Source organism: Lysinibacillus sp. JNUCC 51 (assembly GCF_015999525.1).
GTDB classification, from domain to species: domain Bacteria; phylum Bacillota; class Bacilli; order Bacillales_A; family Planococcaceae; genus Lysinibacillus; species Lysinibacillus xylanilyticus.
Genome location: NZ_CP065545.1, coordinates 4,949,683 through 4,974,056, shown reverse-complemented (window position 1 = coordinate 4,974,056; position 24,374 = coordinate 4,949,683). Strand labels below are relative to the sequence as shown.

At 35.7% G+C, this 24,374-nt stretch carries 19 protein-coding genes; 13 read left to right on the top strand and 6 right to left on the bottom strand.

What is annotated here, in order from left to right; translation table 11 throughout:
* The first annotated feature begins 3 nt into the window (after positions 1–3).
* The 6 genes from JNUCC51_RS24055 (at position 4) to JNUCC51_RS24030 (ending at position 8,635) form a co-directional block, all read left to right on the top strand.
* The gene (locus JNUCC51_RS24055; RefSeq protein ID WP_337990115.1) at positions 4–1,248 is read left to right on the top strand and encodes an MFS transporter; all 1,245 of its coding nucleotides are present in this window, start codon (positions 4–6) and stop codon (positions 1,246–1,248) included.
* A 14-nt stretch (positions 1,249–1,262) separates the two neighbouring features.
* On the top strand, positions 1,263–2,519 hold the full coding sequence (locus tag JNUCC51_RS24050) for an ATP-grasp domain-containing protein (RefSeq protein WP_337990114.1): 1,257 nt from the start codon (positions 1,263–1,265) through the stop codon (positions 2,517–2,519).
* A gap of 722 nt (positions 2,520–3,241) precedes the next feature.
* On the top strand, positions 3,242–3,913 hold the full coding sequence (locus JNUCC51_RS24045; RefSeq protein ID WP_337990113.1) for a copper amine oxidase N-terminal domain-containing protein: 672 nt from the start codon (positions 3,242–3,244) through the stop codon (positions 3,911–3,913).
* Between the two features lie 540 nt (positions 3,914–4,453).
* Complete coding sequence (locus JNUCC51_RS24040; protein WP_337990112.1) at positions 4,454–4,951, top strand: DinB family protein; 498 nt, start codon at positions 4,454–4,456, stop codon at positions 4,949–4,951.
* 387 nt (positions 4,952–5,338) lie between these two features.
* Positions 5,339–7,495 carry an ATP-dependent helicase gene (locus JNUCC51_RS24035; protein WP_337990111.1) on the top strand — a complete coding sequence of 719 codons (2,157 nt, stop codon included), beginning with the start codon at positions 5,339–5,341 and terminating at the stop codon, positions 7,493–7,495.
* Between the two features lie 798 nt (positions 7,496–8,293).
* Positions 8,294–8,635 (top strand): hypothetical protein, encoded by a 342-nt coding sequence (locus JNUCC51_RS24030; RefSeq protein ID WP_337990110.1) that lies wholly within the window; start codon positions 8,294–8,296, stop codon positions 8,633–8,635.
* Positions 8,636–9,353: 718 nt separating this feature from the next.
* On the opposite strand, the gene JNUCC51_RS24025 is transcribed toward JNUCC51_RS24030, so the two are convergent.
* Positions 9,354–10,949 (bottom strand): GMC family oxidoreductase, encoded by a 1,596-nt coding sequence (locus JNUCC51_RS24025; protein WP_337990109.1) that lies wholly within the window; start codon positions 10,947–10,949, stop codon positions 9,354–9,356.
* Between the two features lie 207 nt (positions 10,950–11,156).
* On the opposite strand from JNUCC51_RS24025, the gene JNUCC51_RS24020 reads away from it, so the two are divergent.
* On the top strand, positions 11,157–11,615 hold the full coding sequence (locus JNUCC51_RS24020) for a DUF1259 domain-containing protein (protein WP_337990108.1): 459 nt from the start codon (positions 11,157–11,159) through the stop codon (positions 11,613–11,615).
* Positions 11,616–12,194: 579 nt separating this feature from the next.
* On the opposite strand, the gene JNUCC51_RS24015 is transcribed toward JNUCC51_RS24020, so the two are convergent.
* Positions 12,195–12,470, bottom strand: coding sequence for a YqhV family protein (locus JNUCC51_RS24015; protein ID WP_068984284.1), 276 nt, complete (start codon positions 12,468–12,470; stop codon positions 12,195–12,197).
* Between the two features lie 616 nt (positions 12,471–13,086).
* On the opposite strand from JNUCC51_RS24015, the gene JNUCC51_RS24010 reads away from it, so the two are divergent.
* Both JNUCC51_RS24010 and JNUCC51_RS24005 read left to right on the top strand, forming a co-directional pair.
* Positions 13,087–13,653 carry a DUF4256 domain-containing protein gene (locus JNUCC51_RS24010; protein WP_337990107.1) on the top strand — a complete coding sequence of 189 codons (567 nt, stop codon included), beginning with the start codon at positions 13,087–13,089 and terminating at the stop codon, positions 13,651–13,653.
* 168 nt (positions 13,654–13,821) lie between these two features.
* The gene (locus JNUCC51_RS24005; protein ID WP_337990106.1) at positions 13,822–15,648 is read left to right on the top strand and encodes an APC family permease; all 1,827 of its coding nucleotides are present in this window, start codon (positions 13,822–13,824) and stop codon (positions 15,646–15,648) included.
* Positions 15,649–16,396: 748 nt separating this feature from the next.
* Here JNUCC51_RS24005 and JNUCC51_RS24000 read toward each other — a convergent pair.
* The 4 genes from JNUCC51_RS24000 to JNUCC51_RS23985 form a co-directional block, all read right to left on the bottom strand.
* Complete coding sequence (locus JNUCC51_RS24000) at positions 16,397–17,533, bottom strand: zinc-dependent alcohol dehydrogenase (protein WP_337990105.1); 1,137 nt, start codon at positions 17,531–17,533, stop codon at positions 16,397–16,399.
* Positions 17,534–17,554: 21 nt separating this feature from the next.
* A complete protein-coding gene (locus JNUCC51_RS23995; protein WP_337990104.1) occupies positions 17,555–17,917 on the bottom strand; it encodes a spore coat protein in 363 nt (120 codons plus the stop codon).
* 12 nt (positions 17,918–17,929) lie between these two features.
* The gene (locus JNUCC51_RS23990; protein ID WP_301136054.1) at positions 17,930–18,139 is read right to left on the bottom strand and encodes a spore coat protein; all 210 of its coding nucleotides are present in this window, start codon (positions 18,137–18,139) and stop codon (positions 17,930–17,932) included.
* A gap of 209 nt (positions 18,140–18,348) precedes the next feature.
* Complete coding sequence (locus JNUCC51_RS23985; RefSeq protein WP_337990103.1) at positions 18,349–19,581, bottom strand: MerR family transcriptional regulator; 1,233 nt, start codon at positions 19,579–19,581, stop codon at positions 18,349–18,351.
* 183 nt (positions 19,582–19,764) lie between these two features.
* Here JNUCC51_RS23985 and JNUCC51_RS23980 point away from each other — a divergent pair, with 183 nt between their 5' ends.
* From JNUCC51_RS23980 to JNUCC51_RS23965, 4 genes are read left to right on the top strand one after another with little or no spacing between them, the layout of a single operon-like run.
* The gene (locus tag JNUCC51_RS23980) at positions 19,765–21,051 is read left to right on the top strand and encodes an NAD(P)/FAD-dependent oxidoreductase (protein WP_337990102.1); all 1,287 of its coding nucleotides are present in this window, start codon (positions 19,765–19,767) and stop codon (positions 21,049–21,051) included.
* Positions 21,052–21,064: 13 nt separating this feature from the next.
* Positions 21,065–22,537 carry an aldehyde dehydrogenase family protein gene (locus tag JNUCC51_RS23975; RefSeq protein WP_100542522.1) on the top strand — a complete coding sequence of 491 codons (1,473 nt, stop codon included), beginning with the start codon at positions 21,065–21,067 and terminating at the stop codon, positions 22,535–22,537.
* 43 nt (positions 22,538–22,580) lie between these two features.
* On the top strand, positions 22,581–24,029 hold the full coding sequence (locus JNUCC51_RS23970; RefSeq protein ID WP_100542521.1) for an MATE family efflux transporter: 1,449 nt from the start codon (positions 22,581–22,583) through the stop codon (positions 24,027–24,029).
* A gap of 47 nt (positions 24,030–24,076) precedes the next feature.
* A complete protein-coding gene (locus JNUCC51_RS23965; protein ID WP_337990101.1) occupies positions 24,077–24,358 on the top strand; it encodes a cupin domain-containing protein in 282 nt (93 codons plus the stop codon).
* Positions 24,359–24,374: the final 16 nt, after the last annotated feature.

The following is a 24,374-nucleotide window of genomic DNA, read 5'->3' as shown; positions in this document are numbered from 1 at the left end:
ATTATGAAAAATAACAAACAGTTTAATTTTCACAGGCTTTGGCTAGGGCAGTCTATAAGTTTGTTAGGTACCCAGTTTACAGTAGTAGCTTTGCCTCTTTTTGCATTACAGGTACTAGAAACAAGTGAGGCGAATGCTGCCTTACTTCGTGGGATTATATTCATACCCTACCTACTTTTCGGATTAGTAGCCGGCGCTTTGATAGACATCCTTCATAGAAAAAAGGTTTTGCTAATTTGTAGTATATGTCAGGGCATTTTATTTTTATCAGTATTCATACTGACTGTAACAAATGTAATAACGTTCCCTTTATTAGTATTAATCATGTTTTTAAACGGAATATTTACTACGTTTTACAATATTGCAATACCTTCTTTCTTACCGGAAATATTAACAGATAAAGACAACTTAAAAAAAGGAAATGCTCAGCTAGCCCTTTCGGAGTCTCTTTCTATTGTAATTGGTCCTATGCTAGCAGGAATAGTTATTACTCTAGTTGGATTAACAGGCTTATTCACTGTTGACGCAGTAACGTATTTTGTTTGTTTTATGTGTGTATTATTTATTTCAAGATATAAACCGCATACAGAAGGCTCTTTGAAAAATGTAAATATAACATCGATATATAAAAACATATATGAAGGTTTGATATATTTTAAAAACCACCCTGTCTTGGAACCAATTGTAAGCTGTGGCGCTGTTTACGGGTTTTTTAAATACATATTAAATAGCATTTTAGTAATATTTCTTTATAAGGTAATGGGTCTATCTGAACTTGAAATAGGCTTTGTTATAGGCTCGGCAGCAGTGGGATTTTTAATAGGTAATTCGATACTCGTAAAAAAAAGTCAAAAATTTAATAATACAAAAATGCTTATTTATAGCGCTACTGTATCAGTTATCGGTCTGTCCTTCATACCGATAATGGGATATTTAGGAACCGTTTACGGAATAGTAGCTGCAAGTATTATACATGGTATGGGAGAAGGTGTATTTGGCCCTTACGCTGCAACCATACGACAACTTGCCTCACCAAGTCACATGCTAGGCAGAGTAAATGCTGTTCAGCGTACACTTAATTGGGGAGCTTGGGCATTAGGAAGTTTTGCTAGCGCATTTTTAGTTTCTATAGTTGGGCTTCAAGCTACGTTATTTATAGGGGGCTTCGGAACAACATTGTGTTTAATAGTGTTGTTAAGGCGAGGCGTAATAAAAGGAACCAACATTGAAAATACGAGTTCAATTTAGAGGAGATGATTATGATGTATAAGGTATCAAAAGGAACTGAAAAGGAAAATACACCACACGTTTTATTTATAGGGGGATGGACAAAGCCAATACAAGATGCTCTAGACAGGGGCTATACTGTTTCGTATATAGGATCTTACACTAAACACATATATTTCGATGGAACTATCTTAGAAAAGTGTTTCTTTAAAAAAGAAATAGACACAACAAACATACCTGTGTGTGTGTACTATGCTGTAGAATTGTACAAAGAGAAACCGTTTGATGTGGTTGTATCTTTCAACGAAGTAGCCTTAGATACAGCTTCTATAATTGCAAAGATTTTAAATGTTAAAGGATTTTCTTACAACGCTAATATGATAACCCGCAATAAAGACATGATGCGTGAAATTCTAGAAGGCAAAGACTTTTCGATAGATTCTATAGTTTGCAAAAACATAAAAGACATTGATGAATTTTTGAACAAAAAAGATAGTATTATTATAAAGCCCCCCATTGGCGCTGGTGGTAAAGGTGTATCTAAGCTAGACATAGGAGATGACGTAGAGGTATTTATTAAAGATAACGGGATTCAACTACCTATTTTAGTGGAAGAGTACGTTGAAGGAGACGTAGTTTATACAGTCGAAGCCGTTTCATATAACAAAAAACATTCTATACTAGCTATATCAGCTGAAATATTTAAAGAAGATACGTTTTTAATAAACTATACTATTATGCCGGCACCTATAGATGAATCTCAAAAAAAGTTAATCATTGAAAAAGTAATGCTATTTTTGGACGATATCCAACTGGAAAACGGCATTACTCATACAGAGGTAAAGATAGACAAACAAAATAAGCCAATAATCATAGAGTCTCAAGTTAGGATAGGAGGAGGCAATATTTGGAAGATGGTAGAACTAACAACCGGCATATCTCAATTCGGATACTATTATGATGCATTAGCTACTGAGACTATAGATGAATTTAGATGTGTACCTTCAAAGTGTCAAGCGATGTCTTTAAGCTTGATTCCAAAAACAGGTTGCTTAAAAGAAATCAAGTATGAAGGGTTAGCTAACATATCCGAGATCGTATTAATTGATTTATTAGTAAAAGAAGGCGACACCATACCAACTATTGTAGACAGTACAGGGCGCAAAGGATATATATTATTTACGGCTAATGATATAAAACATATGTACGAAGTTGCAGATAAAATATGTGACAATATAACATTTGTTTATCAGGATTTGTCTGAATGGAAACCTTCGTTTAAAAAAATTTAAAAGGATTGTGGCACATGACGGGTCTATTGTGGCTTTCTCGAATACTAATATTTATTTAGTAAATACACGAGAACCACAATCATGGGGGAGAGATTTAAATAATGTACGATAAAATCACATTAATTGATTGGCATTCCGCAACGATTAATCATTCGGAATATTTCGAACCTTATGGCGTGACGTCATTTAGTACCCGGAGGAGTTAAAAATTTAACGAACTTAATACAGCATGCCATAACGATCTTTTTGTAAATTATAAAAATTGCAGTAGTGACCATTTGTTTTCAAGACTTCCTAAAAACGGAAGGCTTTTATTTTACGCTGTGAGAGCGATCGAGATGGGCAACAGTACGTGTTAGTGAATCTCGATTACTCTCACAGCGTTATTTTTATTGTAAAAATTAGTAAATGGAAATTTAATAGAGTCAAAATTTAATTGTTATAATTAAGGGTGAAATGAACATTAAACTGCAAACTTACTAAAGAATAAATATTGATTTTAAACAAAGCCAGAATCCCAACTAATATAAGGTAAAGACATTTGTCCAAAAAAATAAAAAATGTCTTGAAATTCTTGTCCTCATATTTTCTAGATGTAATTTATTTTACTCTTCGATACTTAATTTCCTCTTTTTAGTTAAAAAACAAAAATAGAAAATAAGTATTATTATTACATTAGTGATATAATATAGTTATTTGAGTTTATAGAATGGAGACATGTTATGTTAAAACGATTATTCTTTGTAAGTTTTTTATTTTATCTATGTTCTTTAATTTATATAGGAGGTGGTAGCTACGCATATGCAAAAAATGAAGTAGTTTTTTTGGATGGTGGTACAGCCATAGATGGTAGAACTATGTTACCGATGAGAGGTATATTTGAATCATTAGGTGCAACTGTTGCTTGGGATGCCTCTAGCCAAACCGTAACAGCGAGTAGAGGTAAAACAACTATTAAATTAAAGGTAGGTTCTAATAAGGCAATAGTTAATGGTAAGGAATCTTTTCTAGATAGCCCAGCCAGAATTATCAACTCCACTACATTGGTACCAGTAAGATTTGTTGGTGAATCATTAAATTTACCAGTTGAATGGAATTCAAAACTAAGAGTAGTTAATATAAACACAGCAGGGAAAAACATTTTTATTTATGTTAATGATCCTACAATAAATACAGATAAGAATTCTAATGTTAATAAGTATAACCAATTGGTGGCTTTACATAATAACATTTTAGTTGTATATCAAAATTTAGAAAGGCAAGAATCATTATATCCTACATATTCTCAAGAATATCGTAATGTATTAGAGAAAGAGTCAAAGTTGCTCGAACTTCAAATAAAAGTAAACCAAAGAATGGAAGCAATATTAAATGCAATTATAAGACAAGGATAGAAAAGACATATTTTAATTACATTTATTCTAAATTATCTAAGCTTTAAACACCTGAAAATATTTTTGATAGATTTTGCTGGTGCTAATGCCGTTAACTCGAAATGGTATGCAAATTCTTATCCTGTTATTGTAAAAGTATTGCACAAATAAAAGGGAATAGGATAAATGATTAGCGATAGTTAGCTCTTGGCAACCAACTATCATTAATCTAAAGCTTGATAACGAAACAATTATTGAATTCGAAATGGCTAGAAGATAATTCCATTGTTGTGAAATTAGAAGATTTACAACATCAAATACATTCAACAAATTTAACAAATAATGAAGTCGTTGCGCTAAGAGATGAACTCTCGTGCAACGACTTCATTATTTAGATAAGAATGTAGTTACTAATAATTTAAACATAAACATTAACTCATTCCGCATTGCAAGACATGATTGGTTGTGTTCATAATAGCCAAACTTCCACGCCAAATAATAGAGAGCTTTCTACTCGAATGGAATTTATAGTATGCTAACCATAAGGAGGAGAGGAATTTTATGGTTAAACAATTGATCATCAGTGACGCAACTTATGAATTGGCAACTACTCGTCGCATTTTGGAACGCTTGCCCGAGGAGCATATGTCATGGAGGCCACATGAGAAATCAATGACACTTGGCGGGCTGGCCACGCACCTAATCAACCTGCTGAACTGGCAAATCGCGATTTTTCAGTTCGCGGAGTTTGAACTTTCGACCGTTCCGCAGCGACGGGAACCTTTGGAAAAACGATCTGACGTTATGGATGAGTTTGACGCAAACGTCTGCAAGCTTGAAAAGTTGCTCGCCGAATGTGACGAAAATACGCTCCGCGAAGAATGGACGCTACGCCATGGTGACCATATCATCCGCCGAGAGCCGCGAGCGATGGCATTCCGTATATTCGGATTAAACCACATGATCCATCATCGGGCACAGCTTGGGGTTTACTTGCGCCTACTTGATATTTCAGTGCCAGGCATTTATGGTCCCTCGGCCGATGAGGAAGCCAAATGAACTAGATTTTTGATTTGATAGGTGCAATAAACTTTTGTATAACACTCATTTTTTGTGCAGATGTATGTCACCATTTTAAGTACCTTGGACAAAAACTTTGATCAATAGTAAGTTGTAGAATAGCTAACCAAAACACTAGAGCAATTGCCATCAATCGTTTATCTGGACACCACAGCGATTGATGCGATCATGATCAGATAAGATTCTGAGGTACAAAAAAATAATGATTTAAATTATGATAGCAATAGCGCCCCCTGAATAACAGGTGGGCGCTTTTGGCCGTTTACATTTATCCTTTCTGTGCTTTAAAATTGTGCTGCTTCCCTCGGATGAATCCTCATCATTTGATATAATAACAAATAGATTTTTTAGAACGGAGCGATTTATATGAATGTAGCGCAAAAAGCGTATTTTGAAGAAAAGGAGCGTTCACTTGGCGTTCGTCTGAATGATGTACAAACGCAGGCGGTGTTGCAAACGAATGGACCGCTGTTACTATTGGCATCTCCCGGTTCAGGAAAAACGACGACGATCATTATGCGTATTGGCTATATGATTGAGGAGCTTGGTGTGAAACCTTCTCGCATAAAGGCTGTCACGTTTAGTAAGGCATCGGCAGGTGATATGAAGGCACGTTTTGCAAAGTTTTTCCCACATTTGCCACCTGTTGATTTTTCGACGATTCATAGTTTAGCATTTCAAGTTGTACGGCAGACACTTGAACGTCAGGGCATTACGTACGGCATCATTGAAGAATCGGACAAGCCTGGTGTTATTTCAAAAAAGGGAGTGCTTCGAGAGATTTTTGAACAATTAAATGGCTCAAAAATTACCGAAGATCAGTTAGACGAGCTAATGACGTACATAACATTCATCAAAAATAAAATGCTGCCAGAACAGGAATGGGAAATTGCAGAAGTAAAGGTGCCAAAAAAAGTTGAGATTTTACGACGTTATGAGGATTATAAACGCACAGGTAGTGAGCGTTTGTTAATTGATTTTGACGATATGCTATTAATGGCGAATGATATTTTCACGAAAGATCGAGGGGTGCTGGCGCAATACCAACGCCGTTACGATTATTATTTAACCGATGAAAGTCAGGATACATCACCTGTTCAACATGCAATAATTGCCAAGCTCGTCGCAGTCCATCATAATTTATGCGTCGTAGCGGATGAGGATCAGGCCATTTATAGCTGGCGTGGTGCAGAGCCAGATTATTTGTTGAATTTCCGTAAGACATATCCGGAAGCGCATGTTTTACTTATGACGCAAAACTATCGTTCATCTGCATCGATTGTAGAGCCAGCCAATATATTCATTCAGCGTAATAAAAAGCGTTATAACAAACAAATGTTTACGGAAAATCCTGCAGCAGAGCCAATCTCGTTTAAAATCCTAGAGAATTACAATTTACAGGCCAAATATTTAGTGGATCAGTTGAAAAATCTGTCTAAGCATGGTTCAACGGCTATTTTATATAGAAATAATATGTCAGCCATTCCGCTTATGGACGCGCTTGACAGAGCAGGTTTGACATTCTATATGAAAGATTCCACGATTCGCTTTTTCACGCATTGGGTCGTGGAGGATGTTATGAACTTCATGCGTCTAGCGTACAATACAAAAAATATCACGGTATTTGAAAAAGTTTACAGAAAAATGAATGCTTATATTACACCAACGCAATTGAAAGCACTGCAGAAAGTGCCAGGAGATGGGTGTGTATTCACAAAGTTATTAGAGCATGTTGAGTTAAAGGATTATCAGCCTGAATATATTAAACGGATTCGCAAAACATATTATAGCATTCAATTTGATAAAACAACGCCAACAGCCATGCTAGAGCATATCCGTTACGACTTTGGATATGAGCGTACTTTGAAGAATATGAGTGAGAAACTTGGTTTTAATTATGAAAATTTACTAGATATTGTAGACGTACTTGGTTTAATTGCTCGTCATACGTCAACAATGACCGAATTTGCAGGTCGTTTAATGCAACTTGAAAATTTAGCACGTTCGTCTCATACGAAAAATGAATTGAATGCAATTACACTGACAACGTTGCACAGTTCAAAAGGCTTGGAATTTGACCGTGTGTATTTAATTGACTTGATTGAAGGGATTTTACCTAGTGAGTCGGAAGAAGAAAGCGAGGAAGAAGCGCGACTCTTTTATGTCGGTATAACGCGTGCGATTCGCCATTTGGAATTAATTTCGTATAATAAGCGCTTTAAAACAAACGTAGTGCCATCAATTTTCATGAAGGCGCTAAAACAAATCGTCTCACCGGAGGAATTGCCAAAAAAAGCGCCAAAAAATCCGAGGAAAGCACTTAAGCAGTACCGAAATGAGCAGACGATTACAAACGAGTCAACGCTAATCGTTGGCTCAAAAGTAAAGCATATGGTTTTTGGAGAAGGGGAAATATTAGCTGTTTCGAGTAGCACGATTGAATTGTCATTTGCTTCAGGGATTAAGAAGTTTTTGATTGATACATGTTTAGAGCAAGGCTATTTAGAAGCGGTGGTAGATTGAATGAAGCGTATTCGGGATATTTTCGAATACGCTTTGTTATAGTAGTTCTATTTTGAAGGGGGAAAGGCGCTACAACTAAAAAAGCTGAGACGCATCAAGAATCAATAAAATGTACAGTCGCTTATCTCAATTGCTCTCATAGCCCAAAATAAAAAGCACTTAAAATACACGAACTATTTCCAGTGAATATAATTGAATAATTCGTGTTTGAATAGCAAAAATGCTATTCGTCCATCAGCTGGACACTTCACGATTCGAATAAAACACGAACATTGAAGTATCTATTAACGTAGCAAATAAAGATGTTTTCACTAAGAAACTCACCTTGAGAGATAATCATTTTAATCTTATTCTTATTATGGTTTAGTCAAAGTCAACACTGATGAAGGTCGTTTTAGAACAAATTCAGGCCTTATATATGTGCATTTGAGTTATGATTGTTGCCGTAAGGTTAAGAAGAGCTGTAAATAGTATTCATAACTTGTAACCGTATTTTTAAGTAATTTTCAATATACAAAACAAATTCTTTAATGGCAGCATTTAGTTGCAAGTATATAACCTCCAAATATAGTATTAATCATTTAATATTATCTGTACAAAATCATGCCATTATCGTAAAAATTAGAATATCTGGACATTCTTTTCTAAAATCAGATACAAGAATATCCAGACAAACATGTTAAATTTTTTATATAAACCAAAAAGAAATAGTTGTTGATGGATAAGACCAATATCAGTTGGATAAAATATTTGTGAACTTAAAGAGTTCAAATTTTCCAAGGATTGGGAGGTCTATATATGTCATCTGAAATGGGAGAAATACATCGTACTGGTCAAGACATTAACGACGAAATAGTACATTTTGGTGGGCAAGCTGAGAGTGTTTTTAGTTCATTAGCTGAACAAGGTCGACTTTCAATACAAAAGAAAGCAGACGAATTAGCTACACAGTATCTTGAAAGTAATCCTAATCCAGACTATTATGATTGTGTTAATTTTGTAGCAGAGGGAGTTTTGACAGCTGGGAGCGAAATAAAGGCTAGCAGTGGTTCTTGGGGAGAATCAGTAGAAGCAGCACTTGGTGCTGGTGTTGATGTTCCAGCAGCAAAAATAGCTTGTAAAAGAATATCGATGCATTAATTTTTGAAAAGCGTAGGCGTAAAAAGCTTATGCTTTTTGATATTTATTGATTTCTTTTATCCTCAAAATGTGGACTGCAAACTTCATATTTGGCTAGGGTTGAAAGAAGAGCTTAAATATTACCATTCAAACCTTAGAAAAGATTACATAGGGTTTGGAAAAATACCAAGTGTAAAAATTCTGTCATGAAAAATAAAATATCTTGGGTGTTAACCGCTACATAATCACCTTAGTAGTTCGTATTAGGATTTTTTCTCATGTAACAATCGGTCCAGTTTTGTGTAGTAGTCAAAGCCCAATTTCTCTTCTACAACTTCGAAATTGGGCTTTTTTATTTTTGGGTTTTCTTAACAAAGAATATTAACAGAACTTAGGAGAGGAACGCTGAATCCGTTAATTCATAAAAGAGAATTACTTGCTTAAATAGAAATGCATCGATTTTAACAATCTTTGATCTTCCACAATATCTTCTAACTTAAACCATTTTGATATTCTAAAAAAGGACGCTTTACTTAATCTTCAACAAATAGTGCAGCATTCTTGTTTGAAGGTTGTTTTAGTTATTTCGTTTGATGCTTGAGTGTCAACAACCGTTGACCCATCAACAATCATCAGTTCCTGGTTTAGCTGATGTGACAACAGTTGATTTACTAACAGAAGTAGGAAGCTTTTCATTTTTTATGAAAATCCACCCCAACTTAAAACTAGAATAAGTTTATTATTCAAAAGCGTTATCATCCATTAAACGTTTTGCAATAGTATATCCAATTAGGTATGCAGATGCAGACGTGTTACCATCTACTGTAAAAGGAATGGTTTGTGCATCAGCAACTATTAAATTATTGACGCCATGTACATTGCCATACCGATCTACAACTCCACCTTTATCAATAGGGGCCATTCGAAGAGAGCTTTGTTGATGGTGATTATGATCAAAATTTTCTTTAATAAAGTTTTCAAGTTCATCATCATTATCAATGGTCGCAAACGTTGGATTAACAAGCTGATAACTTGGGTCGAGTTTTGGAAGTTTCTCCGCAATACCTTTAATATAAACTCTATAAATAGACTTAATTGCTTCTAGGTCATATTCATTTTCTAAGAAACCTTCATCCGCAAGTACAATTTTTAAAGGGTCGTTATTTTGTATTTTAATGGATCCTTGACTTTTTGGTTGTAAAAATAAAATAGCAATAATTAAACTTCCTTCTGCAACAATCCCAATGAGTTGAACTCCTCTGCAGTGATTGTTATTAATATTAAGTGGATTTGGTAAGAAGGCGCCTCCTGTATAAAGGGAAAATGGATCGTTTTGAAGCTGAGGGATATCTTTTGGATTCACACTAAATGTAGCAGTGTTTAAGGTATGATTAGTCAAATGTTTCCCTACATTTGGATTGTTAAAAATAACGGGGATACCGGCCTGATGTAGGTTATTTGAAGGTCCGATTCCAGATAACATTAAAAGTTGCGCACTGTTTATACCTGCTGAAATAATTACTTTTTTACGGGCAAAAGCTTGGACCTTTTTACCTTCCTGTAGATATTCAATACCTATTGCTGTTTTCTCCCTAAATAAAATACGAAGTCCGGTTGACTTATAAACTACCCTTAACTTACGTCCATTCACCCCGTATCCACCAGGAGTCATAATGTCTGAAGATAAAAATGCGGTAGAAGAGCTTTCACGTTCTCCATTAATCTTTTGAAATAGTTGCCATTGAGTAAAAGGACCAATAGGGGTTTTTGGGTTATTATAGTCAAGAATTTGTTTATAACCTGTTGCTAGTTCGATCGCTGAAACTAATTTTTTCGTTATAATTGGTGGATTGTTTGGGGCTTGCCTGATATTTAAACGACCATTGAAGCCATGAAATTCAGGATTACTTGTTTCTCCATGAAAATTTTCTAACTGTTTAAAGCTACGAAGTGCTCGTTCAGGGGACCATAAGTTCCCTAAAAGACGTTCCCATTCTTTTAAAACAGCCGGTGTAGGTCTAACATACTGTTCACCATTGATTGAAGATCCGCCCCCAGAAAGCCGCCCCGTTGTCCATTCAAATTTTCTGTCATCTACTTCAGGTTGAGGCACTCCTTCACCTTGCCAAAAATATTCTGTGAAAAATTGCTCTTCTAGTTCAGGAGCGAATCTAGAATCTCGAATTGGTTTATCTCTATCATTGTTTTCTCCTGCCTCTAGGACTAAGACTGAGGTTTTTTTATCGTCTGTTAGTGTTTTAGCTATAACTGCCCCAGCTGGTCCCGTCCCGACAACAATAAAATCAAATGTATTGTTTGAATGTTTAGAATCCACTTCACTATCTCCATTTCTATTTTTATTTATCTTATGTAATCTGGAGGGGAAGAAGTAGGTAAAGTAAATCATACTATTAAAGTTAAAAAGGATTTGGGGATAGATAGAAAAAATTTTAGAATAAAAGGCGCTTGACGGTATAATTCCCAGCCACATTACGCACTTGTGAATATATTATTACTATAAAAATAAAAGGAGGTGAATAGATTGGAGCATGATAATCATTCACAGTCAGAAAAAGATTGCAGTTGCGCAAGTCCGATAAATTGTCAACGACTTGCTAATATCATCGGTGGGGAAGTTATTACTTCAACACCTGTTTGTGTTGTACAGCGCCTTCGCGATATTAAAGCTACCATTCTTGGACGAACTACTCGATCCCCTCTCGCACTTCCGTTTGCCCTATCTTTTGAAGGTATTTTGGCTAATACACTGAACCTTGGCGAGTCTGTTGTACTTCAGGAAGAAATTAATCCATTTATGAAAGAGCTTCAAAGGAGAGGACTTATTGTTACAGCAGTGCATAACCATTGGCTTTTTGATAATCCTAGATTAATGTACATGCATTGGGAGAATGTCGGGGATCCAACTGAATTTGCAAGAAAAAGTTTTAATGCAGCAGTTGCAGCAGGCTTATTTAAAAAGGAAAAAGGGTCAATATCTTAATGGTATATAAACAACAAGGCTCAATAGTATGTTCCTGTTATTCTCAATATGTTTTAGAGGCTACTAATTTGGTAGCCTCTTTTCAAGTGAGTATTGAATATTAATAGCGAAATGAATCGATTTATTAAGGAAAATATGTTACTTGGTACAAGTCAATTCTTAGAAAATCTAGAGAGTGGTTTATGAAGATGCTACGGACAATCGTTCAACGTTTTGGAAAGGACGGATTGGTATTGCACACAAAACATTCTGAGAACAGAAATTATAAAAGGGTCACTGAGGGTGACCCTGAATGAGGGAGGATGTGACGGTCAACCAACGCCACAACCGAATAAGTGCGTGCGATACACTCAATATTAATTTGTGCAGGTAGAGGTTACTTATACATAAAAAAAACGTAGCGTCGTCACACGCTACAGCTAAATAATATTAGGATGAATAATCAAATGATATTGTTCAGAAAAATTATGGCTAAATGTGATGTTTGTAATAGAGAGTTTAACAAGGATTATGTAGTTAACATCCATTGCAAAACATTCTTTTTGAAGAATTTTATTATTTTTTAGGAATATTTTATTATTACTTAATATGTGAGCTAATAAGAATAAGTGTAATTCCCGTAAATAGGCAAATAATTCTCGCCACAGGAATTTTATCAGCTAGTCCAAATAATGCAATTGCAGTCGTTACGATTAAAACTGTTGGACCAACCAAAGCAAGCATTGTATTAATATAGAATGCTTTTTCTAAATTATTTAACTTTAGCATCAACAATCCAGCACTTACTTCAATACTTCCAGACAATACACGTAAAATAACCATAGCAAGAACCGATTTTTCAATAATTGTCATCATCCAATCTTTATAAATAATTTTCGCTTATATTATAATTCTATCATTAGAATAATTATAGACTTTTGATTTAATGAAATATTAAAATCAATATATGTATGTTTCGTATCAAATATTCTATTATGTTTTATAGTGTTAGTTAATAATGATTTTCTAGTTAAATGTTCAAGGAATTTATTAATTGAATCAATTTCATAAATCCATTTTTTGTTTTTGAAAGTAAATAGTATAGGTGCATATAATAAAAACATAAGGATTTATGGGATTAAATACAAAATTGTTGCCCTAATTAGCTTCGAAAGATTCAAATTCTAAATTGTATATGCACAAGAACTTTTGGACATTTATATTTTTAATACGTTTATTTTGGAATGGTAATCTACGATAATGGATGGAATGGGATACATACATTTTGGCGTATAGATATTATTTGTTTTTAGAAAAAACGCTGATTTCTCCAGAATAAAATAATATAAAATAGGGAGGAGTAGCTGAAAAATGCTAAGATGCTCCTTTTACTATCGAAGGAGATTGCTCTATTTTTATTTAATTAAAAACGCTTAACGGCGCAATATAATCCTTAAACAATTTGAGTAAAAACAATTAGGGGGAAACTAATATGACAAAGAAAAATAAGGAGTTATCACTAGAACAACGTGAGGAAATACTCAGTACTTTGAAAGCCCGTTTTGAGAAAAACATGAACCGCCATAAAGACCTTGAATGGGCTAAAGTACAAGCTAAGCTCGAAACTAATACTGAAAAACTGTGGTCGCTCAATGAAATGGAGGGAACTGGCGGTGAACCGGATGTAGTTGGCCATGATAAAAACACGGGCGAATACATTTTCTATGATTGTTCAGTGGAAAGTCCTAAAGGTCGCAGAAGTGTTTGTTATGACCGTGAAGCACTGGAGTCAAGGAAAAAACACAAACCAGAAAATAACGCTATTGATATGGCAACTGCCATGGGCATTGAACTTTTAACAGAAGAACAATACCGGGAGCTACAGAAACTTGAAAATTTCGATATGAAAACGTCGAGCTGGGTGAAAACACCTGCTAATATTAGAAAGCTCGGCGGGGCCATCTTTTGTGATTATCGCTATGAAACTGTTTTTGTGTACCACAATGGAGCAGATTCCTACTATGCTGCAAGGGGCTTCCGCGGCTCACTAAGGGTCTAAAAATTTTGCATAGACAGAATAAATATATATTGTTTAGTGATGTGTCTTCAGGTCAACTACTCTGACTTGTAGACACTTTTTTTATTCATGTAAAAATTTCGCTCTATTTGGATAAATGACTGTTGATAAGGGAATAACTATTCACACTATTTAGGCGGTGAGTAATTAATGATTTCATCCATAAAAAGGCTTTTAATCGGAAGACCTTTGAAATCCAATGAATTAGGAGAACAGAAGCTCAACAAAACAAAAGCATTAGCGATCCTTTCTTCTGATGCTCTGTCATCAGTGGCATATGGTCCTGAACAAATTTTAATAGTATTAGTTACAGTCAGTACAGCAGCATTTTGGTATTCAATCCCTATCGCAGTTGGCGTAATAATTCTCTTAACAGCTCTGATCTTATCTTATAGGCAAATCATCTTTGCTTATCCTCATGGGGGCGGAGCATATGTGGTTTCAAAAAGTAATCTAGGTGTAAATCCAGGCTTAATAGCTGGAGGTTCTCTATTGGTGGACTACATATTAACTGTTGCTGTTAGTGTGTCTGCTGGCACTGATGCTATCACATCTGCCTTTCCCACCTTACATGGCTTTAATGTAGAAATTGCCATTGCTTTTGTGATTTTTATTACAATTTTGAATTTAAGAGGAGTAACGGAGTCTGCTTCCATATTAGCATACCCCGTCTACTTATTCGTTTTAGCGTTGTTAATATTAATTGGGGTGGGTATTTATAATATTCTAACAGGAGGAGTTTCGCCCGAACTACACACTCCAATTGGTACACCAGTGACGGGAATCAGTTTATTTATCCTGTTAAGGGCATTTGCTTCAGGAAGCTCTGCCTTAACAGGGGTTGAAGCCATATCGAATGCCATTCCTAACTTTAAAGACCCAGCTCCTAATAATGCTGCTAAAACATTAATGGCAATGGGAACCTTGCTTGCCATATTGTTTTCAGGAATCGTATTTTTAGCCTATTATTACGGAATTGCGCCAAGTGGAAAGGTAACCGTTGTTTCCCAAATTGCTGAAGAAACTTTCGGACGAAATTTTATGTACTTTTTTATTCAAGGAACTACAGCATTGATATTAGTCCTTGCAGCAAATACTGGTTATTCTGCCTTCCCATTGTTGGCGGTTAATCTCGCTAAAGATAAGTTTATTCCCAGAATGTTTCTGATGAGGGGAGACCGGTTAGGATATTCAAATGGGATCATCATACTTGGAATTGCTTCTATCATTTTAATCTTTGCTTTTCAGGCAGAAACAGAGCATCTTATTCCACTTTATGCAGTTGGAGTATTCCTTCCATTTACTTTGTCTCAATCGGGAATGATGGTTAAATGGCTGCGCGAAAAACCTAAAGGGTGGATTTCAAAATTCTTAATCAATACAACGGGTGCCGTTATTAGCTTTACGGTCACAATGATATTCTTATTAACAAAATTCTCGCAAGTTTGGTCAATTTTAATTTTTCTACCTATCATTGTCTTTCTCTTTCATCGAATTAGAAAGCATTATGAAGATGTTGGAGACCAACTTAGGCTCACAACTTGTGAATCATCAATAACCATTGAAGGTAATGTTATGATAGTGCCTGTTGCTGGCATGACTCATGTTGTAGAAAATTCCTTGAATTATGCTAAATCCCTTTCTCCTGAACATATTATTGCGGTATATGTGGCATTTGAAAGAGAAGACGAGCATAAGTTTGAAGAAAAATGGAAGAAGTGGCAACCTGATGTAAGATTAGTAACACTGCATTCTCATTACAGAAGTATCATCAATCCACTTTCCAAATTTGTTGATATTGTAGAGCATAAAGCGAGGGAAGGAAATTATAAGGTAACGGTTGTCATTCCACAATTTATTCCTAAAAAAGGCTGGCACAATATTCTTCACAATCAATCAAGTCTACTAATTCGTGCCTTCTTGTTGTATCGGAGAGACGTAGTAGTAACAACTGTACCTTATCATTTAAAAAAATAAAAAAACGAGACTTATTATCTCAGTTATTTGCATAAATACGGTTCCAAGATATTTTTGATCAAACTATTTTAAAGCCACAATAATTTGTGGAAAATGATAAGGACGATCAAATAGTTGAATTTGTTGAGGAAATAGACGAGGAATTTATGTCTGTTATTTATCGATTAAACGATAGGACATGAAGAGCATTAGTTAATGTATAATTTGTTTAGACAATCATATCTATATTATTTATTTGAAAAAATGAGCTGTCTGGACATTCTTATCCAAAATTTCTGTAGAATCTTGCCCATATACAATATAGAAACACTTACAAATACGAGTAATCCCATGATAATACCAGAAGAAATATTTTAATTAACTAAATAAATCATAACCCCATTCTAAATTAGAACGGGGTTATTTTATTAAGAAATGACATTTTGTAGCTCTTTCGCATTTTTCACTATTCCGCAATCTGGCGCTTTCCTGGAAACAAGGAAAGTGCCTTTTTGATTAATTAGAGTTCGAAACTATCAATATATTTTTTAGTTTGTTGAATATCCTTGTATGAAAAAATTTTTCAATGAACATAATAGAATATAGAATTAATAGATTTATAGGTGGGAGAGTGAAATTCATTAGGGCGGGTTTACTAAGGAGGCAGATTGATTAATTAAAGTTAGAAGTAGCAAATATAAATGTACCCCCAGGTCAATAGAAAAAGGTACTTTTGCAATAGAGCGACAAAAGTACCTAAACGCTTTATTTAAGGTTTTAAAACCACTTTAATACAGTCTTCCTGTTTTGTATCGAATATTTCATAACCATGTTTTGCTTTTTCAAGAGGGAGGACGTGTGTAATGATATCACCTGCGTTCACTTTACCATCAGCGATTAAGTTATAGACATGAGGCATGATATGAACAACTGGGGCTTGTCCAGTACGAATCGCTACATTACGCTGGAAAATATCTCCGAGTGGGAAGGCGTTGTATCGACCACCATATACACCGGTAATTTGGATAGTTCCTCCTTTACGTACAGCTTGACTGGCTGTGACAATGGCTCCCATAGCACCACTTTGAAGTTTTACGCCACTTGCAAGAAATTCGAGAGGCGTCATTTTTCCGCTCATCCCGACACAATCAATGACAACGTCTGCACCGCCCTTGGTAATCTCTTTCAGATATTCACCACAATTTTCATGGTCTTCAAAATTAACGATTTCGACGTTATTTGTCTTCTTTGCATGTTTAAGACGATACCCGATGTAGTCAACTGCTATTACTCTTTCTGCTCCTTTCAACCAAGCAAATTTTTGTGCTAATAGTCCAACAGGTCCGCAGCCAAGAATAACAACAGTATCTCCTTTCTTTACACCAGCATTATCTACACTCCAAAAAGCAGTTGAGGCAGCATCGGCAAGGAGAACTAGACTTTCATCAGGAACTTCAGATTTCTCTGGAATTTTGAAAGGGATAAAATTGCCATAAGGAACTCGCATATACTCTGCCTGTCCTCCTGGAAAACCGCCTGTTGTGTCTGAATAACCAAAGTAGGCACCCATTTCGCCATTATCGTTTGCATTATCACATTGACTTTCCAAATCATGATTGCAATACCAGCATTCCCCACATGCGATATTAAAAGGAATGACAATTCGGTCACCCTTTTTAACCTTCGTCACACCCTTGCCAACTTCTTCTACAATGCCCATCGGTTCATGGCCAATGACATAGTCCTGTCCAATATTTGGAATCATCCCGTGGATCAAATGCAAGTCTGACCCGCAAATGGCAGTAGTGGTTAAACGAACAATAATATCATCGGCTTTTTTTATTTTAGGGTCTTTCACTTCTTTAACCTCAACATTTTTTATACCTTGAAAAGTGACAGCTTTCATTAAAAAATCCCTCTTTTTCGTTTATTTTTTCGGTGGAGTAGGGAACATTCCTTTTCGATTCATGCTTTTAGGGAATAAATCCAACTGTGCAATACTAATCGCATTTTCGGCAGATTTAATATCCAGTTCTTTTTGACCTTCTAGATCATAAGGTTTTAACCATTCTTTTTTTAACATCAGTTCAGAAATTTCAAAGTATAAATCAACCATGACATCCAGCTGAGTTTTCATGATTTTCTGAAGAGCAGGGGAAGCTGTTTCTGTTAAGGCAATTGAAAGATTTCTAATACCCGTCTTGGTTGTTAGTAAAAACTCAAGAGCAATCCCCGAATCAGTTAGTTCAGGCATTCCAATTGAATTTATAGGATCTAAATAGTCTTCCATACAATTGTCCTCCTAATATTCTAATTCCGATTTAGAGTAGAGCTTAATCATAGCAGTGAGTGCTGGGGTAGATAATTTTACATTTTTGTCCAATAACGCTCTTAAATCATCATCAAAGACCACACCTTGACTCAGCTTCGATTTAAGTAAACTAGTTGTCATAAAGTTAATGACTTCATGAAATTCCATTGTTTCATGAAGTGCTAATTTTTTCTCAAACACGTAATTCGCACCTCCAGAATTTTCTTTAAAAAGTCTACCCTGTAGCAAGTCTATTTATACAAATTCGACTTGGATTAAATTGTCTTTCTAAAACTATATTGATAGCTAGAAAATTAAGGTGGTTTGATTGAAATAACTGTATGAAAAGAGAAGAGAACTTTGATTTAAAATTGAATTTCCTCCAGGGACGTCAATTGCATTTTAATCTTCTACTTTACCGAACGGGCTAAATACATTAACATATGGAACTTTTCATCCTTAACATGATAATCAAAAAAAGGTCCAGGATCTGTACAATAACCGATATTATCGCTTTGTGTTATTTGAAAGCCATTGACTAATAAATTCTCCTCTATGTAATGTGGATATAAAATGTGTTGGTGAGAATCTGGATATATGGATGAAATATTTTTCAATGAATTGGACGAACTTTCGTAATAAGAGTAACCCCCAACGATAATTGAATCGCTGTGGAAACGGTCTTTTAGAATAGGTATAGGAAACTGTGGATTGAGTAATGAAAAATCATTTGTTGTAAAACTGTCCACAAAAACATCGATACTAAGTGGTTTTAATGGAAGGTTTAAATCGGAATTCAAAATATAAAGTACGTTAAGTAAAGGATTGATACATTCAATCCTTTTTCTAACCTTCTTGAGCATCTCAAGTGAGTAGCCACTGAATACATAGGATGCACTCAAGTCAAAATTATCACTAAATTTGGGTAGTGTCACAAAAGCATCTATGTTAGTTTCCACAATTAATTTGTTTTTCAAATCTATATTTTGCAGTATTTTTTGAAACCAAAAGTTACTTTTTTCAAACAAATTTATCATCCCGTGATTCATCTCTTTAATTGTTTGTATGTCGTAAAAATAGGACGGGTATGGAGAAATCTCATACAAGTTAGCGGTGATGATAATACCTTCTTCAATAACTGCTTCGTAATCACAAGTACAAGTTAAATAACCTTTTTGAATGGAATTATTAATAATCGACACATCTTTCATTTCAAGTGGGATGTGGCACTTTGGACAATAGAGAATATTTACAAAGGATAGCGGGACACCTTTTAAATATTCCTTTTCGGACGCAGAATTTTTGGTGTGAATCGATTTATCAATTAATTGGATTGCCTTTGATAACTCGTCTTTTTTCTGGATTAACTGGTCCTTTTTATCGATTAGCAAGGTATTGTAGTAGACGAGATCTTCATGGTCCATGAAATTTGTAACACGCTGATACGATAGAATTTGTTGTATTTCTAGCAGTGAAAAATGGAGCTTTTTTAGCTTAGTAATAAAAGTCATATCATCGTGGCTCGATTGATTCATTTGATACTGAGTGTTTTTTTTGTCTGGAAGTAACAAACCAAGTTCGATGTAATAACGAACAGTATCGATTGAAACATCGAAAATCTTTGCAAATGTACCGATTTTCATAGATTCCCCCCAGTAAAAAAGTGGAGTAACTCCACTTTTTTTTTTGAAATGTGTCTAAAAAGTGAAAAAAAGACTATTGACCTTGAGTCAGCTCCAAATATTATGATAACTCCAATAAGTTTAAATAATCAGAATATTGTTGTGGTAATTGTAACATATCAGCCAACAAAGGAGAATTACTATATGGATAAAATGGATCGAATGGATACACTTTCATTGTGGAAAGCGACTGAAAACAGCTATAAAAAAGAGAATTCTCTTGAAGGAAATCAAGAGGCAGATGTCGTTATTATTGGCGCAGGATTTACAGGTCTTTCTTCTGCGTATCATTTACAAAAATTAGGGCGAAGCGTTATTGTGCTTGAACAAGAATCGATTGGATATGGTGCTAGCGGTCGTAACGGCGGAATGGTCTTACCAGGCTATAAACCAACAATGCAGGAGCTTTCTAAAAAATATGGGTCTGTCGAGGCGGAACAACTAAATAATCTTTCATTACTTAGTGTTGAGCTAGTAAAAGAAATAATAGAAGAGCATCAAATTAACTGTGATTTTAGAAGGACAGGTCATATTGTAACAGCTTTCAAGGCGAAACATTTTGAAGGGTTGAAAGCTGAAAGCGAATACTTAAATAAAAATTTCGGATATGAATCAAGTGTACTTGATAAAAGTCAGTTACATGAAGAGATTGATTCTCCAATTTATCATGGTTGCTTAGTTGACAATTCAAGCTACTCATTCCATCCGTTGAACTATGCAATTGGTTTGGCAGAAGCCGCTAAATCAGTTGGTGCGAAAATCTTTGAGTTTTCGAAAGCGCTATCAATTGAATATGACCAATCAAGTGTGAAAGTTGTAACAGCAAATGGGATTGTTACTGCGAGGGATATTATTGTGGCTACAGATGGCTACTCCGGGAAAATCGTAAATGAGTTAAACAAAGGTGTACTCCCTATTTCAGCACGTATTATTGCTACAGAACAGCTTCCGGAATCACTGTTAAATGCCATTATTCCTAAAGATCGTATGGTTTTCGATACAAGCAATTTTTTATACTATTTCCGTCGTACACCTGATAATCGAATGATTTTTGGAGGGGGGGATATCCGACCCAACTTAGGAGATAGCGTCTACCAGAGTGTTTATAATGCTATGGTTACAACTATGCCAAAATTGGCTGGAAGCAAGATCGATTACCAATGGGGTGGATTTATTGGCGTAACTATGGACACTTTTCCGGTTATAGGTAGATCTAAAGAAGGTGCCTATTTTGCAACAGGTTATTCTGGACATGGAGCATCGCTTAGCACTTTGTTCGGTAAATTATTGGCTCAATGGATTGTTACGGGAGATGCAGGAGGATATCGTTTTGAAAAGGAACGTTTAAAAACAATCCCATTTTATAATCAAAAAACGATGTTGGTAAACCTCGCACATATCGGATTCAAAGTGCTAGATAAAATTAGATAAGGGGGAGATACAAATGAAAATTGATATGTTTATTGATGGGAAATGGAGAGAATCGTTATCAGGTGGAAGAAAAGACATTTTAAATCCAGCAACTGGAGAGGTAATGGCTTCGGCTGCTAGTGGAACAGTAGAAGATACAAAATTGGCAATCAAGGCAGCTCGTGTAGCGTTTGATAGTGGCATCTGGTCAAATTTATCAGCAGATGAAAGAGCGAATTATCTTTATAAGATAGCAGATCGTCTTGAAGTAAAGGCGGCAGAAATAGCACTCTTGGAAACGGAAAATAACGGTAAGGTTATCCGTGCAACGACAAATGTGGATATTCCCGCTACTATTCAAATCTTCCGCTATTATGGAGACCAGATTAAACTTATTAAAGAGAAATCCTATAACCGCGAGGATTCTTCGGAAACGATTATTACTCAGGAACCGATAGGTGTTTGTGGTTTAATTGTCCCATGGAATTTTCCACTTATGATAGCTGCTCAGTCTATTGCTCCGGCCCTTGCCGCAGGAAATACAGTTGTACTTAAGCCTGCTGAAGTCACTCCTGTAAGCGCATACAAATTATTTGAAATTTTCGAAGAGGTCGGTCTTCCAGCAGGTGTGGCCAATTTGATTTTAGGACCTGGATCCAAAATGGGGAACGAGCTTGCTGAGAGTTTTGAAGTTGACCAGGTAACCCTTACCGGCGGAACAACAGCGGGACAAAGCATATTGAGAGCTGCTGCTGGCAATATGAAAAATGTCACGCTTGAGCTGGGGGGGAAATCACCACTGATAGTATTTGATGATGTGGATTTTGAAACGGCAGTCGAAAATGCAATGTTCGGCATTTTCCACAATGCGGGTCAAGTTTGTACAGCCGCTTCACGTTTACTAGTACACGAGACTATTTATGGTAGTTTTATAGAGAGATTGGCAGAACGTGCAAACAAAATTGTAATTGGCAATGGGGAAAGTGAGGTCATTGAAATGGGGGCACTTACAAGTGAGTCCCATATGAATGAGGTTTTACAATACATTAAAGTTGGAATTGAAGAAGGCGCAAGATTAGTATGCGGTGGTAATCGCATAACGGAAAATGGGCTTGATAAAGGATTTTTTGTCGCTCCAACGATCTTTGCAGATGTAAATTCGAACATGCGTATAGTTAAGGAGGAAATTTTTGGTCCAGTTCTTGTTGTAGAGAAATTTAAAGATGAGGAGGAGGCAGTCCAAAAAGCGAATGATTCCATTTATGGATTAGCGGCTGCTGTATTTACGGAAGATATGGATCGCGCAAGACGTGTGGTTAATAAATTGCGGGCAGGAATTACTTGGATAAATAGTTATCACTTAGCTTATATTGATAGCCCTTGGGGAGGGTATAAGCAAAGTGGAATTGGCAGATCATTGGGGGTTTCTGGACTAGAACACTTTATGGAATTGAAGCAGATTAATATTCATCAGAAAGCTAAGCCTGTAGGTTGGTATGAAAATTAGAGTTAACTTGCTAATAAAATTGAATATATAGGGGGATATGCCTATGGGGGATAAAGAAAATCGCCCTTCTCTAAAGAAAGATCAAGGAGAAGTATTAAATAACCTGGAGAAGGATTCAATACTAGGAACAAAAAGTATTCCTTCACTGTATTTTCGGTTTGCTTTAGCGGGAATCATGGCTAACTTGATTCTGGGGTTTTTTGCCCTTATTGATGGTCATTTCGTCGGCTTTTTTTCGGTTTTAGAAATTGAAGGGATCGGAATTGGTTTCACAGTCATGGTTATTACTCGTATGGTAGGGATTCTTTTTGGAGTAGGAGCAGGAGCAGTTATTTCTCTCCGACTAGGTAAAGGGAAGGTCGAAGAAGGTAGATCAATAATGGGTCAAACCCTATGGTTCACACTATTCGTCTCTACTTTGATAGCTGTATTAGGATTGATCTTTGAAAAAGAATTGATGCTATTATTTGGTGCGAGCAGTGAGTCTCTTCCTTATGCGATAGAATACAGCCGCCTATTATGGATTTCACTGCCATTAACGATATTAGCTGTTGTACTTAGTATTTTAACTACTATCGATGAAAAACCTATATTATCCATGAACAGTTGGTTAGTGGCTGCTGTTGTTGCCGTAGTTGTAGAATGGGTAATGGTTACGCAACTTGACATGGGAATGATGGGGTCGTCATGGGGCAACACAATTGCTCAATCAATTCCCGCCCTACTAATATTATATTTTTGGTTTGGTAAAACAAAACTGAAACCAAAAATGAAAGATATTAAGATTCAACTCAAAAAAATCGGTGAAGTGGCTTGGACGGGATTTGCCTCTTTCTCGGGTCTAGTTATGATGTTTTTTGCCATAATATTCATGAATAATTTACTTCAAGAACACGGTGGTGGGTTGCACGTAGCCGCTTTCACTATTCAAAACGGATATATTACAAACCTGCTTTCCTTAGCAGCGCTCGGTGGAATGACAGGACTTCAACCAATCATTAGTTATAATTACGGTGCTGGTAATTTTGATCGTGTTAAAGAGGCCATCAAGTTCGGACTCATTTTTACGACAATATTCTTTGTAATTTCTACTACTATGCTTATCATTTTTGCGGATCCAATAGTGGCGTTTTTCGCCAGCGGAGATTCAGAATTACATCAACTAGGTGTTTGGACAACTATCGTCTTTAATTTATTGTTTACATTTAATGCGATTAATACGCTTATTTCTGGCTATTACGAAGCACAGGAGCGAAACTGGACGGCAACATTTATTGTAGCAAGTAAAATGCTAGTGTTTATGATCCCGTTAATGTTTATACTTCCGAAATTCTGGGGTGTTGAAGGTGTTTGGTACTCAGCCCCTGTTGCAGAAATACCTGGTGTACTCATCGCCCTTTATTTTATAAGAAAAGAATTTAAATATTTAAATGGAATGAGTGCGAATAAAGAATTCAAATATTTAAATGAAATGAATACGAAAATAAGCTAAGTTTATAGAACTCTGCTAATCTATCAAACGAAAGAAGGTTGTTAAAAATGTTTTTTGCGAAAGAAGTAACAGAGGAAGAAGCTAAACAACTAAATGTTGATACGTGGGAACCATGGGTAGGTGAAACGGATAAAGGAATGTGGCACTTAGAAGAACAAGAGGTATTCTATGTAACAGATGGAGAAGTGTTCATTACGGTTGACGAAAAAAAATATCATCTTACGAAGGGATGGGTGGCTTCTTTAGCTAAAGATCTTGTCTGTGAATGGGATTGTCCTGTCCTTGTAAAAAAGAATTTTATATTAAACCAAGAAATTGATTTGAAATAAATATTGGAGGTGTACT

What these genes read in the sequence shown, in the direction of transcription:
- JNUCC51_RS23980 (WP_337990102.1), top strand. Translation starts at nt 19,765, where the DNA reads ATGGATAAAATGGATCGAATGGATACACTTTCATTGTGGAAAGCGACT.
- JNUCC51_RS23975 (WP_100542522.1), top strand. Translation starts at nt 21,065, where the DNA reads ATGAAAATTGATATGTTTATTGATGGGAAATGGAGAGAATCGTTATCA.
- JNUCC51_RS24010 (WP_337990107.1), top strand. Translation starts at nt 13,087, where the DNA reads ATGACAAAGAAAAATAAGGAGTTATCACTAGAACAACGTGAGGAAATA.
- JNUCC51_RS24015 (WP_068984284.1), bottom strand. Translation starts at nt 12,470, where the DNA reads ATGATGACAATTATTGAAAAATCGGTTCTTGCTATGGTTATTTTACGT.
- JNUCC51_RS24050 (WP_337990114.1), top strand. Translation starts at nt 1,263, where the DNA reads ATGTATAAGGTATCAAAAGGAACTGAAAAGGAAAATACACCACACGTT.
- JNUCC51_RS24045 (WP_337990113.1), top strand. Translation starts at nt 3,242, where the DNA reads ATGTTAAAACGATTATTCTTTGTAAGTTTTTTATTTTATCTATGTTCT.
- JNUCC51_RS24005 (WP_337990106.1), top strand. Translation starts at nt 13,822, where the DNA reads ATGATTTCATCCATAAAAAGGCTTTTAATCGGAAGACCTTTGAAATCC.
- JNUCC51_RS23985 (WP_337990103.1), bottom strand. Translation starts at nt 19,581, where the DNA reads ATGAAAATCGGTACATTTGCAAAGATTTTCGATGTTTCAATCGATACT.
- JNUCC51_RS23970 (WP_100542521.1), top strand. Translation starts at nt 22,581, where the DNA reads ATGGGGGATAAAGAAAATCGCCCTTCTCTAAAGAAAGATCAAGGAGAA.
- JNUCC51_RS24000 (WP_337990105.1), bottom strand. Translation starts at nt 17,533, where the DNA reads ATGAAAGCTGTCACTTTTCAAGGTATAAAAAATGTTGAGGTTAAAGAA.
- JNUCC51_RS24035 (WP_337990111.1), top strand. Translation starts at nt 5,339, where the DNA reads ATGAATGTAGCGCAAAAAGCGTATTTTGAAGAAAAGGAGCGTTCACTT.
- JNUCC51_RS24030 (WP_337990110.1), top strand. Translation starts at nt 8,294, where the DNA reads ATGTCATCTGAAATGGGAGAAATACATCGTACTGGTCAAGACATTAAC.
- JNUCC51_RS23995 (WP_337990104.1), bottom strand. Translation starts at nt 17,917, where the DNA reads ATGGAAGACTATTTAGATCCTATAAATTCAATTGGAATGCCTGAACTA.
- JNUCC51_RS23965 (WP_337990101.1), top strand. Translation starts at nt 24,077, where the DNA reads ATGTTTTTTGCGAAAGAAGTAACAGAGGAAGAAGCTAAACAACTAAAT.
- JNUCC51_RS24055 (WP_337990115.1), top strand. Translation starts at nt 4, where the DNA reads ATGAAAAATAACAAACAGTTTAATTTTCACAGGCTTTGGCTAGGGCAG.
- JNUCC51_RS24040 (WP_337990112.1), top strand. Translation starts at nt 4,454, where the DNA reads ATGGTTAAACAATTGATCATCAGTGACGCAACTTATGAATTGGCAACT.